Source organism: Corynebacterium sp. KPL1814 (assembly GCF_000478175.1).
Classification (GTDB): Bacteria; Actinomycetota; Actinomycetes; order Mycobacteriales; family Mycobacteriaceae; genus Corynebacterium.
Map to the genome: position 1 here is coordinate 665317 of NZ_KI515774.1, position 18621 is coordinate 683937.

Annotated in this window: 16 protein-coding genes; all 16 read left to right on the forward strand. The window is 61.0% G+C overall.

Going from position 1 to position 18621, the window contains the following annotated elements; translation table 11 throughout:
- Positions 1 to 26 precede the first annotated feature (26 nt).
- The 16 genes from HMPREF1257_RS03140 (at position 27) to HMPREF1257_RS03215 (ending at position 18613) form a co-directional block, all read left to right on the forward strand.
- Positions 27 to 1364 (forward strand): dihydroorotase, encoded by a 1338-nt coding sequence (locus tag HMPREF1257_RS03140; protein ID WP_023022492.1) that lies wholly within the window; start codon positions 27 to 29, stop codon positions 1362 to 1364.
- A gap of 42 nt (positions 1365 to 1406) precedes the next feature.
- A complete protein-coding gene (carA, locus tag HMPREF1257_RS03145; RefSeq protein ID WP_023022490.1) occupies positions 1407 to 2567 on the forward strand; it encodes a glutamine-hydrolyzing carbamoyl-phosphate synthase small subunit in 1161 nt (386 codons plus the stop codon).
- A gap of 25 nt (positions 2568 to 2592) precedes the next feature.
- Complete coding sequence (carB, locus tag HMPREF1257_RS03150) at positions 2593 to 5934, forward strand: carbamoyl-phosphate synthase large subunit (protein ID WP_023022488.1); 3342 nt, start codon at positions 2593 to 2595, stop codon at positions 5932 to 5934.
- Positions 5918 to 6757, forward strand: coding sequence for an orotidine-5'-phosphate decarboxylase (gene pyrF / locus HMPREF1257_RS03155; protein WP_023022486.1), 840 nt, complete (start codon positions 5918 to 5920; stop codon positions 6755 to 6757). The genes carB and pyrF overlap by 17 nt, the downstream gene beginning before the upstream one ends.
- 259 nt (positions 6758 to 7016) lie before the next feature.
- Positions 7017 to 7340: an integration host factor, actinobacterial type gene (mihF, locus tag HMPREF1257_RS03160; protein ID WP_023017443.1), complete on the forward strand. Its 324-nt coding sequence runs from the start codon at positions 7017 to 7019 to the stop codon at positions 7338 to 7340.
- Positions 7341 to 7348: 8 nt separating this feature from the next.
- The gene (gene gmk / locus HMPREF1257_RS03165; protein ID WP_023022483.1) at positions 7349 to 7918 is read left to right on the forward strand and encodes a guanylate kinase; all 570 of its coding nucleotides are present in this window, start codon (positions 7349 to 7351) and stop codon (positions 7916 to 7918) included.
- A gap of 40 nt (positions 7919 to 7958) precedes the next feature.
- Entirely contained in the window at positions 7959 to 8261 is a 303-nt protein-coding gene (gene rpoZ, locus HMPREF1257_RS03170) for a DNA-directed RNA polymerase subunit omega (protein ID WP_005279075.1), read from the forward strand.
- A 138-nt stretch (positions 8262 to 8399) separates the two neighbouring features.
- Positions 8400 to 9653, forward strand: a complete 1254-nt coding sequence (gene coaBC / locus HMPREF1257_RS03175; protein ID WP_034659147.1) for a bifunctional phosphopantothenoylcysteine decarboxylase/phosphopantothenate--cysteine ligase CoaBC — start codon at positions 8400 to 8402, stop codon at positions 9651 to 9653.
- Positions 9654 to 9750: 97 nt separating this feature from the next.
- Positions 9751 to 10983, forward strand: coding sequence for a methionine adenosyltransferase (metK, locus tag HMPREF1257_RS03180; RefSeq protein ID WP_023022480.1), 1233 nt, complete (start codon positions 9751 to 9753; stop codon positions 10981 to 10983).
- Between the two features lie 11 nt (positions 10984 to 10994).
- Positions 10995 to 13025 carry a primosomal protein N' gene (locus HMPREF1257_RS03185; RefSeq protein ID WP_023031200.1) on the forward strand — a complete coding sequence of 677 codons (2031 nt, stop codon included), beginning with the start codon at positions 10995 to 10997 and terminating at the stop codon, positions 13023 to 13025.
- 52 nt (positions 13026 to 13077) lie between these two features.
- Complete coding sequence (gene def, locus HMPREF1257_RS03190) at positions 13078 to 13593, forward strand: peptide deformylase (RefSeq protein ID WP_023022476.1); 516 nt, start codon at positions 13078 to 13080, stop codon at positions 13591 to 13593.
- Positions 13594 to 13668: 75 nt separating this feature from the next.
- On the forward strand, positions 13669 to 14610 hold the full coding sequence (gene fmt, locus HMPREF1257_RS03195; RefSeq protein WP_023022474.1) for a methionyl-tRNA formyltransferase: 942 nt from the start codon (positions 13669 to 13671) through the stop codon (positions 14608 to 14610).
- Positions 14607 to 16247, forward strand: a complete 1641-nt coding sequence (locus HMPREF1257_RS03200; protein WP_023022472.1) for an RsmB/NOP family class I SAM-dependent RNA methyltransferase — start codon at positions 14607 to 14609, stop codon at positions 16245 to 16247. The genes fmt and HMPREF1257_RS03200 overlap by 4 nt, the downstream gene beginning before the upstream one ends.
- 10 nt (positions 16248 to 16257) lie before the next feature.
- Positions 16258 to 16926, forward strand: a complete 669-nt coding sequence (gene rpe, locus HMPREF1257_RS03205) for a ribulose-phosphate 3-epimerase (protein ID WP_023022470.1) — start codon at positions 16258 to 16260, stop codon at positions 16924 to 16926.
- Positions 16926 to 17960, forward strand: a complete 1035-nt coding sequence (ribD, locus tag HMPREF1257_RS03210) for a bifunctional diaminohydroxyphosphoribosylaminopyrimidine deaminase/5-amino-6-(5-phosphoribosylamino)uracil reductase RibD (RefSeq protein ID WP_023022468.1) — start codon at positions 16926 to 16928, stop codon at positions 17958 to 17960. The genes rpe and ribD overlap by 1 nt, the downstream gene beginning before the upstream one ends.
- Positions 17961 to 17998: 38 nt before the next feature.
- Positions 17999 to 18613 (forward strand): riboflavin synthase, encoded by a 615-nt coding sequence (locus HMPREF1257_RS03215; RefSeq protein ID WP_023022467.1) that lies wholly within the window; start codon positions 17999 to 18001, stop codon positions 18611 to 18613.
- Positions 18614 to 18621: the final 8 nt, after the last annotated feature.

The window sequence follows — 18621 nt, forward strand, 5'->3', positions numbered from 1 at the left end:
CATAAGCCACGTAAAAGGGAGAGAAAATGACCACGTACCCAGCTACCGGCCGGCTGTCCGCACCGGCCGAGAACCCACTACTGATTAAGAATATTCGCCCGTACGGGGAAGGCGAGCCTACCAACGTCCTCGTTCGCGGCGGCGTTATTGACGCCATCGGCCCCGAGGTGCAGGCAGACGGCGCCGAGACCATCGACGGCGGCGGCAACGTGCTGCTGCCAGGCCTGGTTGACATGCACGTTCATCTGCGCGAGCCAGGCCGCGAGGACACCGAGACCATCGAGTCCGGTTCCAAGGCCGCGGCCAAGGGCGGGTTTACCGCGGTGTTTACCATGGCTAATACCACGCCGGTCACGGATCAGCCCATCATCGCCGAATCTGTGTGGGCAAAGTCTCAGGCGCTGGGGCTATGCGATGTCCACCCGGTCGGCTCCATCACCAAGGGCCTAGAAGGCAAATCCTTGACGGAGTTCGGCATGATGGCGCGCAGCGACGCCAAGGTGCGCATGTTCTCTGATGACGGCAAGTGCGTGCAAAACCCACAGCTCATGCGCCGCGCGCTGGAATACGCCAAGGGCATGGACGTGCTACTGGCCCAGCACGCCGAGGATGACCGCATGACCGGTGGGTCTTCTGCCCACGAGGGCGAAAACGCCGCACGGTTGGGCCTGCGCGGCTGGCCGCGCGTTGCGGAGGAATCCATCGTTGCCCGCGACGCCCTGCTCGCCCGCGATTACGGTAACCGCGTACACATCTGCCACGCGTCCACGCAGGGCACGGTGGAGCTCCTGCAGTGGGCGAAAGAGCACGATATTCCGCTTACCGCAGAGGTCACCCCGCACCACCTTCTTATGACCGATGACAAGCTGCGCACCTATGACGGCCTCTTCCGCGTGAACCCGCCGCTGCGCGAACAGCGCGATACGCAGGCGCTGCGCCAGGCGCTTCTCGATGGCACCATTGACTGCGTCGCGACCGACCACGCGCCGCACGGCTCCGAAGACAAGTGCGTGGAATTCGAAAATGCGCGCCCCGGAATGCTGGGGTTGGAGTCCTCGCTGGCGGTCATCGCCAAGCTCTTTGTGGAAACTGGCCTGGCGGACTGGCGCTTTATTGCCCGCGTCATGTCCGAGCGCCCCGCCGAGATCACCCGCTTGCCGGGCCACGGTCGCCCCTTGGAAGTAGGGGAGCCAGCCAACTTAACCATCGTTGACCCGCAACACCACTGGGTATCCGATTCCGCGCAGCTCGCATCCAAGTCCCAGAACAACCCGTATGCGGGCGAGGAATTTGGTGCGCGAGTTACCCACACCATCTTGCGCGGCTCGGTAACGTTCGATCTGAACGCCGCAACCCATGACTAACCTTGCACACAGCACCCAATCAAGGCACAGAAAGGCCACGACGTGACTGATAAAACCCCGGCAATCCTCGTCCTTGCGGATGGGCGTACCTTCCGTGGCTACGGCTTCGGCGCTACCGGCACCACCCTCGGTGAGGCCGTATTTACCACCGCGATGACCGGTTACCAGGAAACGATGACGGATCCGTCCTACCACCGCCAGATCGTCGTTTCCGCAGCCCCGCACATTGGCAATACCGGCTGGAACGATGAGGACAACGAGTCCCACGGCAATAATATCTGGGTCGCAGGCCTGGTTATCCGCGATCTGTCCCGCCGCGTATCCAGCTGGCGCGCAGAGCGCAGCTTGAGCGAAGAAATGCGGGCGCAAGGCGTCATCGGCATTCGCGGCATCGATACCCGGACCCTGGTGCGCCACCTGCGCAATTACGGTTCCATCTCCGCGGGACTCTTCTCCGGTGAGGCCGCCACTCGGCCCGTCGAGGAACTCCTCGAGGAGGTAAAGAGCCAATCCTCCATGGAAGGCGCGGATCTTGCCGCCGAGGTATCCACCGATAAGCCCTATGTTGTTGAGGCCCAAGGAGAAAAGAAGCACACCATCGTCGCCTTTGACATGGGCGTGAAATCCGCAACGCCGCGTTACCTTTCCCAGCGCGGCATCGAGACCATCGTGGTACCGTCTACCACCACCTTTGCAGAAGTCCAGTCCTATAACCCGGATGGCGTCTTCGTCTCCAACGGCCCAGGTGACCCAGCTACCGCCGATGACACCGTTGCCACCATCAAAAAGGTGCTCGCGGCGGACATCCCGTTCTTTGGCATCTGCTTTGGCAACCAGCTGCTCGGGCGCGCGCTGGGCCTAGACACCTACAAGATGAAGTTCGGCCACCGCGGCATCAACGTCCCGGTACGCAACCTGCTCACCGGAAAGATCGATATCACCTCCCAAAACCACGGCTTCGCACTGAAAGCCCCAGATAACTACGACCTGACTGGTAAGGACGCCGAATTCGCCTCGGACTTCGGTCCGGCCCACATCACGCACATCTGCTTGAACGATGACACGGTCGAGGGCGTCGCCCTGCGCAATGGCATGGCCTTTTCGGTGCAGTACCACCCGGAATCCGCCGCCGGCCCGCACGATGCCAACCCGCTCTTTGATCAATTCTTAGAGCTCATGGCCAACCACACCGCGAAAAAGTAGTCACCCAGGAAAAGGAAGAAATATTATGCCAAAGCGCACTGACATTAATCACGTCCTGGTCATCGGCTCCGGGCCCATCGTCATCGGCCAGGCCTGCGAGTTCGACTACTCCGGAACCCAGGCCTGCCGCGTCCTCAAGGACGAGGGCCTGCGCGTGACCCTGGTGAACTCGAACCCGGCCACCATCATGACGGATCCGGAATTCGCCGACCATACCTACGTCGAGCCCATCGAGCCGGAATACATCGAAAAGATCCTGGTCAAGGAATCCGAGGAAGGCCACCCCATCGACGCCGTGCTGGCTACCTTGGGTGGGCAAACCGCGCTCAACGCCGCGGTGCAGCTGGACCGCCAGGGCATTTTGGATAAGTACGGCATTGAACTCATCGGCGCCGATATTGATGCCATCGAGCGCGGTGAGGACCGTCAAAAGTTTAAGGACATCGTGGCCTCGGTAGGCGGGGAATCCGCGCGCTCGGCGGTGTGCCACAACATGGACGAGGTCCACGAGACCGTCGACAAGCTCGGCCTGCCCGTCGTGGTGCGCCCGTCCTTTACCATGGGTGGCTTGGGCTCCGGCTTGGCCTTCGATAACGAGGACCTTGAGCGCATCGCCGGCGGCGGGCTTGCAGCTTCGCCCGAGGCTAATGTGCTCATCGAGGAATCCATCCTTGGCTGGAAAGAATACGAGCTCGAGCTCATGCGCGATGGCGATGACAACGTGGTCGTCGTGGCCTCCATCGAAAATGTCGATGCCTTGGGCGTGCACACCGGTGACTCCGTGACCGTGGCGCCGGCGCTGACGCTGACGGACCGCGAGTTCCAAAAGATGCGCGATTTGGGCATCGACATCATCCGCGAGGTGGGCGTCGATACTGGCGGCTGCAATATCCAGTTCGCCTTGAACCCGGATGATGGCCGCATCATCGTCATCGAGATGAACCCGCGCGTCTCCCGCTCCTCGGCGCTGGCCTCCAAGGCAACGGGTTTCCCCATTGCCAAGCTGGCCGCGAAGTTGGCCATTGGCTACACCTTGGACGAGGTACAAAATGACATCACCGGCGAAACCCAAGCGGCTTTCGAGCCGACCTTGGACTATGTCATTGTCAAGGCGCCCCGCTTTGCCTTCGAGAAATTCCCCGGCGCCGATGACACCTTGACCACCACGATGAAATCGGTGGGCGAGGCCATGGGCATTGGCCGCAACTACATCTCCGGCCTGAATAAGGTCATGCGCTCGCTGGAAAACAAGCCCAACGGTTTCTGGACCAAGCCAGATGAGTATTTCGCGGGCGAGCGCGCCACCGACGTGCAGGCGGTGCTCAAGGACCTCGAGCGCCCCACCGAGGGCCGCATGTACGATATCGAGCTGGCCCTGCGCCTCGGTGCCTCGGTGGATGAGGTCCACGAGGCCTCCGGCGTAGACCCATGGTTCATCGCGGAGCTTGAGGGCCTGGTGGAATTCCGCCAGGAGCTTGTCGATGCCCCCGTGCTCACCGAGCAGCTCCTGCGCGAGGCCAAGGTCTTTGGGCTTTCCGATGCCCAAATTGCCGCCCTGCGCCCCGAGTTCAACGGCGAAGACGGCGTGCGTAGCCTGCGCTGGCGCATGGGCATCCGCCCCGTCTTCAAGACCGTCGATACGTGTGCCGGCGAGTTCGAGGCACAAACGCCGTACCACTACAGCTCTTATGAGCTGGATCCCGATGCCGAAACCGAGGTGCACCCAGCGCCGGAAGGCTCGAAGGGCAAGGTCATCATCTTGGGCTCTGGCCCGAACCGCATTGGCCAGGGCATCGAATTTGATTACTCCTGCGTGCACGCCGCCCTTGAGCTGTCCCGCAAGGGATATGAGACCGTGATGGTCAACTGCAACCCAGAGACGGTATCGACCGACTATGACACCGCAGACCGCCTCTACTTCGAGCCGCTGACCTTCGAAGACGTCATGGAGGTCTACCACGCGGAGGCAGCCTCCGGCGAGGTCGCCGGCGTGCTGGTGCAGTTGGGCGGCCAGACCCCGCTGGGATTGGCAGAGCGCCTTGACGCCGCCGGCGTGCCGGTGGTGGGTACCAGCCCTGCTGCCATCGACTCCGCCGAGGACCGCGGTGAATTCGGTAAGGTTCTAGAAGCCGGTGGGCTTGCCGCACCGCAGTTCGGAACCGCCACCTCCTTCGAGGAGGCCCGGAAGGTCGCATCCTCCATCGGCTACCCAGTTCTGGTTCGTCCGTCCTACGTGTTGGGCGGCAGCGGCATGGAAATTGTCTACGATGAGCAGTCGTTGGAGAACTATATCGAGCGCGCCACCGAGCTTTCCCCAGACCACCCGGTCCTAGTGGACCGCTTCTTGGACTCGGCCATCGAGATCGACGTCGATGCCCTGTGCGATGGCAATGAGGTCTACCTCGGCGGCGTGATGGAGCACATCGAGGAGGCTGGCGTTCACTCCGGTGACTCCTCCTGTGCCCTGCCGCCAATGACGCTGGGCCCAGAGGACATCGAGAATGTGCGCGAGTCCACGCGCCGTTTGGCCGAGGGCATCGGCGTGAAGGGCCTGATGAACGTCCAGTTCGCCTTGAAGGACGACATCCTGTATGTCATCGAGGCCAACCCGCGCGCCTCGCGCACCGTTCCGTTCGTCTCAAAGGCGACCGGCGTACCGTTAGCAAAGGCCGCCGCCCGCATCATGATGGGATCCACCATTGCGGAACTGCGGGAGGAAGGACTTATTCCATCGTCCTACGATGGCGGTTCCTTGCCACTCGATCACCCGATTGCGGTCAAGGAAGCGGTCTTACCCTTCAACCGTTTCCGCCGCCCAGATGGCAGCCTACTCGATTCCTTGCTGTCGCCCGAGATGAAGTCCACCGGTGAGGTTATGGGCTTGGCCACCAACTTCGGTGCGGCCTTTGCCAAGGCGGAAATCTCTGCGTTTGCTCGTCCACCGATTGAGGGCACGGTCTTCGTCTCCGTAGCCAACCGGGATAAGCGCACGCTTATTTTCCCCATCCAGCGCTTGGCCACGATGGGCTACAACATCATCGCTACCGCGGGTACCGCGCAGATGCTGCGCCGCAACGGCATCGAGTGTGAGGTCGCCGTCAAGGTCTCTGAAGCCAAGGACGGCGAAGAGTCCATCGTGGACAAGATCCTTAACGGCGAGGTGGATTGGATCCTCAATACGCCAGCAGGTTCCGCCGGTTCCCGCCACGACGGCTACGATATCCGCGCCGCAGCGGTGCACATGGGACTGCCGCTGGTCACGGTGGTTCAAGGCGTGACGGCGGCGGTGCAGGGCATCGAGGCGCTGCGCCAGGGTGATTTGCAGGTCCGCGCACTTCAGGAGCTTGAGCATGGACCACGCAACTAAAACCTTTGGCCAGCGCCTAGAGGACGCCGGCCGCGAACGAGGTCGCCTGTGTGTAGGCATCGACCCGCACCCGTACCTCTTAGAGCAATGGGGGTTGGATAATTCACCAGAAGGCCTGCGCACCTTCAGCATGCGCTGCGTCGAGGCCTTCGCGGATTCCGCAGCCTTGGTAAAACCGCAGGTGGCTTTCTTCGAGCGCTTCGGAGCCGCAGGCTTTGTGGTCTTGGAAGAAACGCTGGCCGGTTTGCGCGAGGCAGGATGCCTGACGGTGGCGGATGCCAAGCGCGGTGATATCGGCTCCACCATGGAAGGCTATGGCGATGCCTGGCTAGGGGAGACCTCGCCCCTGCGCGCTGATTCGGTGACACTTTCGCCGTACCTCGGTGTTGGGGCGTTGGGCGCGGCTATTGCCACGGCGCAAGAAAACAACCGCGGTGTATTCGTCCTCGCGGCTACCTCTAATCCGGAGGCGCGCGCCATTCAGGCAGTGCCCGCGGGCACTGCGGATTCGATTGCCCAGGCGGTCGTGGACGAGTGCGCCGCCTTCAATGCCTCGGCGAAAGAGGCCGGTGTTGCTGGAAGGGTCGGCGTTGTGGTGGGCGCGACCGTGGATAATCCGCCCCGATTGGACTCGCTTAATGGCCCGGTGCTGCTTCCCGGCGTCGGTGCCCAGGGGGCGGGCCCCGAGCAGGTGCACGCCATTGTGTCTCAGTGCCCGCAGCTGGGCTTTGCGAATGTCTCGCGCGCCGTCCTGCAGCGCGGTCCTCAGGTCGATGACCTGCGCAAAGCGGTGATCGATACCGCAGACCAATTCCGGGATTAGAACACGCGGCGGGGTCGATTAACGGCCGCGCCGTTTACCTGGTATTTTGGTCTAAGCATGTGCGTTGACGTGCTAAAACGAGTGGCCCATTTGGGCTGTTGATCGTCATCGTGTCACTAGCGGTGCTAGGATAATCAGAAGTCGGTGTGCTCGAAGGTTCAGGGTAACTTTCCGCGGTATTTACATCGCGTTTGGCAACCGGAGTCTGGTACCCAGTGCCAGAAGTAATAGAACCAATCTAATGAATCGGAGGAAACTCGTGGCCCTTCCAAAGTTGACTGATGAGCAGCGTAAGGAAGCTCTCGCAAAGGCCGCTGAGGCCCGCAAGGCTCGCGCTGAGCTCAAGGCTGCGCTTAAGCGCGGCGAGACCGACCTAAAGGACGTGCTGGAAAAGGCTGAGACCGATGAGATCATCGGCAAGACCAAGGTTTCTGCACTCCTCGAGGCTCTGCCTAAGGTTGGCAAGGTCAAGGCCAAGGAAATCATGGAAGATCTGGAGATTGCACAGACCCGCCGCCTGCGCGGTCTGGGTGAGCGCCAGCGTCGTGCTCTTCTTGAGCGCTTCGGTTACGACGACGAATAATCACGTCCATGGCTGACGCAACTGCTCGCGGTCGCCTCGTCGTGTTGGCGGGTCCCTCCGCAGTGGGTAAATCCACCGTAGTGTCGCGTCTACGACATGACGTCGAGGGGCTGTATTTCAGCGTGTCTATGACTACGCGCCAGCCCCGCCCCGGGGAAAAAGACGGCGTGGATTATTTCTTCGTCACCCCTGAGGCTTTTCAAGAACGCATTGATGCCGGTGAGATGCTCGAATGGGCAGATATTCACGGCGGATTGCAGCGTTCTGGAACACCTGCCCGTCCCGTAGAAGAGGCTTTGGAAGCAGGGCGCCCGGTTCTCGTCGAGGTTGACCTGGCCGGTGCGCGTAGCGTCCGGAAGGCCCTTCCGGAAGCGGACTTGGTATTCCTGGCCCCTCCTTCCTGGGAGGTGTTGGTAGAGCGCCTGACCGGTCGCGGTACCGAACCACAAGACGTCATCGATCGTAGGTTGCACACTGCGTATGAGGAACTAGCTGCACAGGATGAGTTTGATCACGTTGTGGTCAATGAAAACCTAGATGAGGCAGTCGCCGCCATTAGTGATATCCTGCGAGGATAGATTCTTCCTTTGACCATCTTCAACCAATGTAAAGGTGCATGTGACTAACGTGACCACCCCTTCTAACACTGAATCCGCAAAGTCGGAACCGGTATTTGATGATCCGATTGGTATTACTGACCCGCCAATCGATGAGCTGTTGGACAAGGTTTCTTCCAAGTACGCCTTGGTAATTTTCGCTGCCAAGCGTGCGCGCCAGATCAATAGCTACTACCAAGAGCAAGATGAAGGCGTCTTTGAGTTCGTGGGCCCGCTGGTTAACCCAGAACCCGGCGAGAAGCCACTGTCCATCGCGCTGCGCGAAATCGACGCAGGCCTGTTGGACCACGAGGAAGGCAAGTAAGTAGCGCGCGCTTTCGCGTGCGCACCTTGTGCCTCATTTCAGCCCCGTCCGGCTAATCCCCAATGGTTTCACTTTTGTGGAACTAACGTGGTGGCCGGGCGGGGCTCTTGTCATGCCTGCACGGTACGATTGTGCGATGTGACTGTTTCAAATTCTCCTCGCAATATCGTGCTGGGCGTTGCCGGTGGCATCGCCGCGTATAAAGCCTGCCACCTAGTGCGCAATTTTAAAGAACACGGCGATAACGTCCGCGTCGTTCCTACAGAAAGCGCCTTGAATTTCGTCGGCGCCGCAACATTTGAGGCATTATCCGGAAACCCCGTCTCAACCAGTGTTTTCGAGGCCGTAGAGGACGTGCAACACGTAGCTGTGGGGCAGCAAGCCGATGCCGTGGTCATCGCCCCTGCCACGGCTGACCTCATTGCGCGTTTGGCTGCGGGACGCGCCGATGATCTCTTGACCGCGACAGTGCTGGTGGCAACGTGTCCCATCATTGTGGCGCCTGCCATGCACACCGAGATGTGGAATAACCCAGCGACACAATACAACGTAAAGACCCTGCGCCGGCGCGGAATTACCGTCATGGAGCCGGCACACGGGCGTCTTACCGGTAAGGACACGGGCGCAGGAAGGCTGCCAGACCCAGAACAGATCGCAGCCATCGTACGCACCGAACTCGCTGGCTTTCATATCGACCACAGCTGGTCGGGGCTAAAGGTTGTTATCTCCGCCGGTGGCACGCAAGAGGAATTGGATCCGGTTCGCTATATAGGAAACCGTTCCTCCGGGCGGCAGGGGTTTGCGCTGGCAGAGGTGGCCGCGCACAAGGGTGCGGATGTCACGATTGTGGCCGGCAATACGGCGGAGTTGCCGGTACCGAGCGGCGCTACAATCCGGAATATCGTGTCCGCGCAAGACCTAGAAACCGCGATGCGCGAGGAATCCCGCGATGCCGATATCGTCATCATGGCCGCGGCGGTCGCGGACTACCGGCCTGCGAACGTGGCCGAGTCCAAGATGAAAAAGGGCAAAGCGGATGATGTGCTTGCCGCACTGGAGATGGTGGAAAACCCAGATATTTTGAAGTCTCTCGTGGCAGCCCGCGAGGAGGGTGAGGTGCCGGAGAATTGCGTCATCGTTGGTTTCGCGGCCGAGACGGGAGATGCTGATTCCTCGGCACTGGAGTATGCCCAAGAAAAGTTTGCGCGCAAGGGGTGCGACGTCCTGATGGCCAATGAGGTTGGCCGCGGTGTGACCTTTGGCCAGGAAAATAGCGAGGGGTGGATCCTGCGGCGGAATGAGGAACCGCAGCGCGTAGAGCATGGATCTAAGCAGGTCGTCGCGGCGCAGATTCTCAGCGTCGTGAATGGAATGATTGAACCGGGAAATTAAATATTGCGTTTATAGACCGCTTAGTCTAGGGTGGCGATATGATGGGTAGGGGCAGAATGCCTCGGTATCGAATACGTAATAATCAAAGGAAGTTTTTGTGACTGATAACGCTGCAGTGGAAGCTCGTCTTTTTACAAGCGAGTCCGTTACTGAGGGGCACCCAGATAAGATCTGTGACGCCATTTCGGATGCCATCCTGGATGCGCTTTTAGATAAGGATCCGGAGTCTCGCGTCGCCGTGGAAACGCTGGTTACCACCGGCCAAGTACACGTCGTGGGCGAAGTTCGCACCAATGCCTACGTGGAAATCCCGGCTCTGGTGCGTGAGACCCTGAAGTCCATCGGCTTTACCTCTTCCGATGTGGGCTTCGACGGCAATACCTGTGGCGTTAATATCGCCATCGGCGAGCAGTCGCAGGAAATCGGTGCGGGCGTGGATACCTCCACCGAGGCACGCGATCAGGGTGCTGATTATGACGAAGAAAATGACACCGCCGGCGCCGGCGACCAGGGCCTGATGTTTGGTTACGCGTCGAATGAAACTGCGGAGTACATGCCATTGCCCATCGCCTTGGCACACCGCCTGTCCCGCCGCCTGACTCAGGTGCGCAAAGAGGGCATTGTGGACCACCTGCGCCCGGATGGCAAGACCCAGGTGACCTTCGCGTATACCGAGGACAATGAGCCGTCTCACCTGGATACGGTCGTCATTTCTACCCAGCACGATCCTGAGGTAGATAGCAAGTGGCTAGAAACCCACCTGCGCAGCGAGGTGTTGGAATGGGTTATCAAGGACGCCGGCCTTGATAAGTACTACACCGAGGACACCAACCTCTTGGTCAACCCTTCCGGCTCCTTCATTTTGGGTGGCCCGATGGGCGATGCAGGCCTTACCGGGCGCAAGATCATCGTGGATACCTACGGTGGCATGGCCCGCCACGGCGGCGGTGCTTTCTCCGGCAAGGACCCCAGCAAGGTGGACCGCTCTGCGGCCTACGCCATGCGTTGGGTGGCTAAGAATATCGTCGCCGCAGGCCTGGCAGACCGCGCAGAGGTGCAGGTGGCCTACGCCATCGGTCGCGCCAAGCCGGTCGGCCTATACGTCGAGACGTTCGGCACCGCGAAGCAGAACTTGACCGATGAGCACATCCAAGCTGCCGTCAATAAGGTCTTTGACCTTCGCCCAGCCGCCATCATCCGCGAATTGGATCTGTTGCGTCCTATCTACGCCCAGACCGCCGCCTACGGTCACTTCGGTCGCACCGACGTTGACCTGCCTTGGGAGCAGTTGGACCGCGTGGAGGAATTGCGCGCTGCCGCTGGTCTGTAGAATATGGGCTTATGCCTAAGAAAACACCCGCCGTCCGGAAACCGGTCGCGCGGGTGTTGCCTCTTTTAGGGGTTGCTCACCTTGATCGGGGATTTGATTACCTGGTAGATGAGGCCGAATCTGAAAGCGCCCAAGCCGGGGTGAAGGTACGCATCCGGTTCAATGGGCGCCTGGTGGATGCGATCATCGTCGAGCGCAAGCATGATTCCGACTTCGGTGGCCAGCTGCGCTTTATTGAGCGAGTCATCTCGCCATTCCAGGTCTACCCACCGCAGCTGTCCCGGCTGGTAGAAGCCCTGGCGGATCGCTATGGCGGGATTTGCTCCGATATCATTCGCTCTGCCATTCCGCCGCGCCATGCAAAGGCGGAGGAAGCGGATTTGGATACCCCGTGGGAAGACCTCGGTGCAGCCAGCGAGCCCGATTTATCCGGGTGGTCTGCCTATCAGCATGGGGAAACGTTCGTTGATTCCATCTTGGGCGGGAAATTAGCCCGCGCCGCGTGGCAAATCGCCCCCGGCGATGAATGGGAAGACGCGCTGGCGGCCTTGGCGGCCAAGGTTGCCTTGGGCGGGGGAGGCGTACTTATCGTCGTCCCAGACCAAAAGGTGGTTGATGCCCTGGAAAACGCCCTGCGCGCTGTCGTGGGGCCGAAACAAATCACGGTGCTGACCAATAGTATGGGCCCGCAAGCGCGCTATCGCCGCTACCTTTCGGCCTTGGTGGGCCAGGCGCGAATAGTCATTGGTACGCGCTCGGCGGCTTTTACTCCCGTGGACAACCTCCAGCTAGCCGTTATTTTTGATGACGGTAACGATAACTTGGTGGACAATATCAAGCCCTACGTCCACGCCCGGGAGGTGCTTACTACCCGCTCTGCCTTCGAAAATTGCAGCTTCATTGCGGCCAACCATTCGCGCACGGCAGAAACCCAATTATTGGTGGATTCAGGGTGGGCACACGACCTCATACCGAGCGCCTCAACCATAGAGGCACGCCGGCCCGATATTTTGGCCATTGGTGCCTACGGGCTGTCCATTTCCCGGGATTTGGAGGGCGGTACGACCTCTGTGCAAGCGCCGGCCTTTCAGGCAGCACAGCAGGCCCTCGACCGCGGTGAACCGGTGCTTGTGCAGGTCCCGCGCAAGGGCTACGCGCCTATTTTGGCTTGTGGAAAGTGCCATTCTCCTGCGCGGTGCCGCCACTGTAACGGGCCATTGGGGTTGCCTCCGAGCTCCGAGCGCTCAAGCGAGGAGGCGGTCATGCCTACCTGCCGCTGGTGTGGGCGCATTGCCACCAATCACCGCTGTACCGAGTGCGGCTCGCCGCGGCTGCGCGCCATCGTTTTAGGCTCTGAACGCACCGCGGAGGAATTGGGGCGCGCCTTTCCCAATACATCCGTTGTGGTCTCCGGCGGAAATAAGGTTGTGGGCTCAATTGAAAATGCCCCGGCATTAGTGATTGCCACCCCGGGCGCTGAGCCGCGGGTGAAAGGCGGCGCCTATGGCGCGGCCCTCTTATTGGATGCGGGCACTTTATTAAACCGGCAAGACTTGCGCGCCACCGAGGACTGCCTGGCCAAATGGGCGCAGGCGGCCACCATGGTCAGGCCGCATTTTAAGGGCGGGCGCGTCATCATCGCTGCGGATCCGGAACTTCCCGTGGTTCGCCACTTCATAAGTTGGGACATGGTCGCGGCCGCGGCAGAAGAATTGCGTGCCCGGCGCGAGGTGCGCTTTCCGCCGGCCGTGCACTTCGCCGCCATTGACGGGGCGGACGCCGCTTTGGATTCCTTCGAGCAGTTGGTGGATCTGCCAGAGCACGCCGAGGTTCTAGGCCCGGTTCCGCTCCCGCCAGGGGACAGCCTCCCCGGGGAATACGATGCGGACCGCTTTGGCCCACCGCAACGTCTAGTGGTGCGAGCCCCGCTGGGGCCGCGGTCGCAGCTTGGGCGCGCATTGCGCAAGGCTAATGCGGCGCGCAGCGCCCGGAAGCATGAATTGCCACTACGCATCATGGTCGATCCCATTCACGTGGGTTAGAAGTGCGCATAAACTTAGGCGAATAGGCAGTACATGAGGAAGGGAAGAAGCAGTGGCAGAATTAGACATCAGGCTCTACGGGGATCCCGTACTGAGTACGCGAGCAGAAGAGGTTACTACCTTTGACTCTGGTCTTCGCACTTTGGCACAAAACATGCTGGAGACCATGGATGCCGCAGGTGGGGTAGGGCTGGCGGCGAACCAGGTGGGCATACTCAAGCGCATCTTTGTCTATGACTGTTCGCATACGCAGACCGGGTTGCGCGGGGCTCTGATTAACCCCGTGTGGACGCCTTTGGGAGAAGACATGCAGGCTGGCCCGGAAGGCTGCCTATCCATTCCTGGGATTCGCGCCGATACGCCGCGGCACAATCGGGTATTTGTCTCTGGGCGCGATGTAGAAGGCCGGCCGGTGGGAATGGTGGCCTCCGGCCTTTTGGCGCGGTGCATTCAGCATGAAACCGATCACCTTGATGGGGTGTTATTCCTGCGCCGGCTTGGTGATACCGACCGCAAGGCCGCCATGCGTACTATCCGCGAAGCCGAGTGGTTTAATACCGCGGGCTAGGCGAGCTTCGGCAACGCAGGCGGGGTCGTTGTACCCTAGAATTTTCACCCGAGACCTCGAGGAGACTCATCCAGTATGCGGATTATTTTTGCTGGCACCCCAGAGCCGGCGGTGGTGGCATTGGAGAAATTGCTTGCCTCCAGCCACGAAGTGGTAGCGGTCATTACCCGGCCCGATGCAAAGAAGGGCAGGGGCCGCAGCCTTCACCCGAGCCCGGTGAAGGCGCTGGCGCAAGAACACGGCATCGAGGTGCTAACCCCGGCCACGCTGCGGCCTGGTACGGAAGATGGCGATAACCTGCGCCAGCGCTTGGCCGAGCTGCAGCCAGAGGCCATCCCGGTGGTGGCCTATGGCAATCTCATTAGCAAGGATCTCTTGGATGTCGCGCGCCATGGCTGGGTCAACCTGCACTTTTCCCTTCTTCCCGCCTGGCGGGGTGCGGCACCGGTGCAAGCGGCTATCGCGGCGGGCGATGATATTACCGGCGCGTCCACCTTCCGGATCGAAGAAGGCCTGGATACGGGCCCGGTCTTCGGCACGGTCACAGAAACCATCACCGGGACAGATACTGCGGACGACCTGCTCACCCGCCTGGCGTATTCCGGCGCGGATCTCCTGGTAGCCACCATGGATGGGCTCGAGGCCGGCACGCTGGAGCCGCAGGCCCAAAATGGGGAGGCCACCTATGCGCCGAAGATCTCTACCGCGGCAGCCCGCATTGACTGGGCGCAGCCAGCGTTTGCCATTGACCGGCATATCCGCGCCCACACCCCGGGCCCGGGCGCGTGGACGCTGCTTGACGATGCCCGCCTCAAGGTAGGCCCGGTCCGCCTCACCGAGGGCATCGACAAGCTCCTGCAGCCTGGCGAGGCGCTGATTAGCAAGGACGCGGTGTATATCGGGACCGCGACGCAGCCGGTGCAGCTGGATAGGATTCAGCCACCGGGCAAAAAGATGATGAATGCGGCCGATTGGGCGCGTGGATTAGGAAAGAACGCAGAGGTGAGGTTCCAGTGACTGGTGGATTCCGCTCCCGCAGTAAGTCTGGCGACAAGGCGCCGGAGTCTAAACAGCACGGCAAGAACGGCGCGCCCCAACGCGGCGGTGGGCAGCGAGGCAACGCTCAGCGTGGCAATGCGCAGCGTGGCCAAGCGAACCGCGGCCAAGGCCAGCGTGGATCCGCCCAGCGTGGTCGCGGCATGCAGGACCAGCGCAACCGTGGCAATCGCGATGACCGAGGTAACCGAGGCAATCGGAATGCGGGCGCAAAGAACACAGGCGCGGGGAGTTCACTTGTGCAGGCCGCCATCGACCAGGGCGGGGATCCGGCCCGCGCCGTTGCCTTCGATGTGGTGCGCCGGGTAAGTGAAGAGGATGCGTTTGCCAACCTCGTCTTGCCCAAGGCACTGCGCAAGCAGAAGCTTTCTGGCCGCGATGCCGCATTTGCCACGGAGATTACCTATGGCACCCTGCGCACCTTGGGTGTGCTCGATGCGGTGATCGCGCGGTGTTCTTCGCGCGAGCTTGAGTCAATCTCGCCGGTGGTCATCGATGCCCTGCGCCTGGGTACCTACCAGGTGCTGTATACGCGCGTGGAACCCCACGCGGCGGTAGATACCTCCGTCCGGCTCGTTGTGGCAGGAGGGGAAGAAAAAGCGAAGGGATTCGCCAATGGCATCTTGCGCACCATTACCCGCACACCGCCGAATGAGTGGCTCAAGCGGCTGGCCCCAGAAGGCGAGATTGCAGGCCTGGCCTTTAGGCATGCGCACCCAACGTGGATCGCGGAGTCTTTTGCCCGCGTTGTCGACCCCGAGGAATTGCCCGCTGCCTTAGCGGCGGATTCCGAGCGCCCGAGCGTGCACCTGGTGGCGCGGCCAGGCGAAATTTCCGCCGAGGAATTGGCGCTGATTACCGGAAATGAAGAAGGTACCTATTCGCCCTATGCGGTGTATATGGATTCCGGGGACCCAGGCCAATTGGAACCGGTCCAGCAGGGAATGGCCGCGGTACAAGATGAAGGCTCACAGCTTATCGCCCGCGCGGTCTGCGAGGTGCCCGTCAGCGGTACTGATCAGGGACGTTGGCTCGACCTGTGCGCGGGCCCGGGCGGCAAGGCGGCCCTGATGGGGGCCTTAGCGCGCATCGAATCCGCGCACGTTGATGCGGTGGAGGTATCACCGCACCGCGCGAAACTGATTGAAAAGACCGTGCAGGGGTTGCCGGTGACCGTCCATGTGGCCGATGGCCGCGACCCGCAGGTGGGCTCGGGCTTCGATCGCATCTTAGTGGACGCGCCGTGTTCGGGGCTGGGCGCTTTGCGGCGCCGTCCAGAGGCACGCTGGCGGAAATCTGAAGCCGATATTGCCGAGCTTTCGACATTGCAATTCGAGCTATTGTCCTCTGCTCTCAAGCTCGTGCGGCCGGGCGGGGTCGTGGTGTATTCCACGTGTTCGCCGGACCTGCGCGAAACCCGCACCATCGTGGACCAGGCGGTAGAAAAGCTGGGTGCACAGGAGCTAGATGCGCGGGAATTTATCCCAGATATGGGCAATGTGGGCAAAGAAAAATCTGTCCAAATGTGGCCGCACCGCCACGGCACCGATGCCATGTTCATGGCGGTATTGCGGCGCGGCGATGAGGAAGGGAGCTAGAATTAACGGTATGCCTGCACCACTTATTTCTCCGTCAATTTTGGCTGCTGACTTCGCGCGGTTGGGTGAACAACTAGAGGCCATTTCCAACGCTGATTGGATCCATGTAGACATCATGGACGGCCACTTTGTCCCCAACCTTTCCTTTGGCCCGGATATTACGGCCACGGTGAGAAAGTCCACGGATAAGCCGCTTGACGTGCACCTGATGATTGAGGAGCCGGCGAAATGGGTGGAGAGCTACATCAAGGCCGGTGCCACTTCTGTCATTTTCCACGTGGAGGCGGTAGATGATGAGGTCGCCGCGGTGGACTTGGCCCACAAGATCCGAGACCTGGGTGCGCGTGCGGCCTTTTCCATCAAACCGGATACGCCCATCGAGCCGTGGCTAGACAAGCTACATCACTTCGATGAGGTGCTGGTCATGTCCGTGGAACCAGGTTTTGGCGGCCAGAAATTCATGCCCGCCATGCTGGATAAGGTCCGCGCCCTGCGCGAGAGCATCGACCAGCAGAATCTCGATACCATCATTGAGATCGACGGCGGCATCGATCCGGATACGATTGCCTTGGCAGCCGAGGCCGGATGCGATTCCTTCGTGGCGGGATCGGCCGTATTCAAAAGCGATGATCCAGCGCAGGCGGTGGAAGAACTGCGCGCGCTTGCAACGCGTTCATAATGGCTGGCGCGATGGATGAAACCTGCGTTTCCGAAGCATTGGTTGAGGCCATGCGGGCCGGTGCGGCGGTGCGCGGTACCACGAGCCCGAATCCGCCGGTAGGTGCGGTGATTTTGTCTGCTACCGGCGCCGTTGTGGGCATTGGTGCGACCCAGCCGGTGGGCGGTGCCCACGCGGAAGTCATGGCGCTGCGCGCGGCCGGCGAGAAGGCGCGCGGCGGTACGGCCGTGGTTACCCTGGAGCCGTGCGCACATACGGGCAGGACGGGTCCCTGCGCCACCGCACTTATCGATGCCGGAATTGCCCGCGTGTACTACCTGCATGCCGACCCCACACCACAAGCAGGCGGGGGAGCGCAGGCCTTAGCCGCAGCCGGGGTTGAGGTGGGCCAGCTCACCGCACCAGATGGCGTCGAAGACGCGGTGCTTGCATGGTTGCGCGCTGTGAAGCTACAACGCCCGCATGTCACCCTGAAATTTGCGCAGACCCTAGACGGATTTACCGCTGCCGCCGATGGCACGAGCCAGTGGATCACCGGGCCTAAGGCCCGCGAGTGGGTCCACGCCGATAGGGCGCGGCGCGACGCCATCATCATCGGCACCGGCACCGCGCTTGCCGATAACCCCTCGCTTACCGCACGTAATGGCGATGGGAGCCTGCGGGAGCACCAGCCGCGCCGGGTGGTCATCGGCAAGCGCGAGCTCCAGTTCGCGGGTGAGAAGGTCTCTCACCTGCAGCAACTGGGATTCGAACAATATGACACCATCGAGGGCGCGTTGAAGGAGCTGTATGCCAGCGGCGCGCGGGACGTCTTGGTTGAAGGTGGGGCGGGCCTAGCCCAGAGCTTCATCGAGGCCGGTGTTGTGGACGCGCTTGCTGCGTATATTGCCCCTATTTTGCTAGGCCAGGGGCGCGGGGTTCTGGCGAATGCGGTGGCGCACACGCTTGCCGATGCCCCACGTTTTACCACCGTGCGCACCACCAACCTCGGGCCCGATGTCCTCATCGAATACGAGGCGCGGAACGAGCGTTAAAAGATTAGATACTTTAGAGATAAATACAAGGGGAATCATTGTTTACAGGGCTAGTACAAGAGCTAGGCACGGTGGCCGCACTTGAGCCACAGGCGGATGCGCTGCGGTTGAGCATCCGCGCGCCGCAGACGGTGGGTGACGCGCGCTTAGGGGATTCCATTGCCATCAATGGCGTGTGCCTTACCATCGCGGAATTGGATGGGGATATTTTCTGCGCCGATGTGATGCGAGAATCTTTGGACCGGACGGGACTCGGTCAGCTGGAAGAAGGCGCGCGGGTGAATGTCGAGGCGGCATTACTGCCCACCACGCGGCTGGGTGGACATATTATGCAGGGCCATGTCGATGGCACAGCACGGTTGGTCTCGCGCGAGCATTCGGAGAATTGGGACGTGCTGCGTTTTAGCTTGCCCCGCGAGCTTGCCCAGTACGTCGTGGAAAAGGGCTCTATTGCGGTCAATGGCACGTCTTTGACGGTCAGCGCCGTAGGTGACGACTGGTTTGAGGTCTCCCTTATTCCCACCACCTTGCGGGAGACGACGCACGGCGAATCTCAGCCCGGCGATATCGTAAACCTCGAGGTGGATGTGCTGGCGAAGTATGTAGAAAAGATGCTTCACCCCGAATCCGGAATTGCTCAAGCAAAGGACTAGACTGCTAG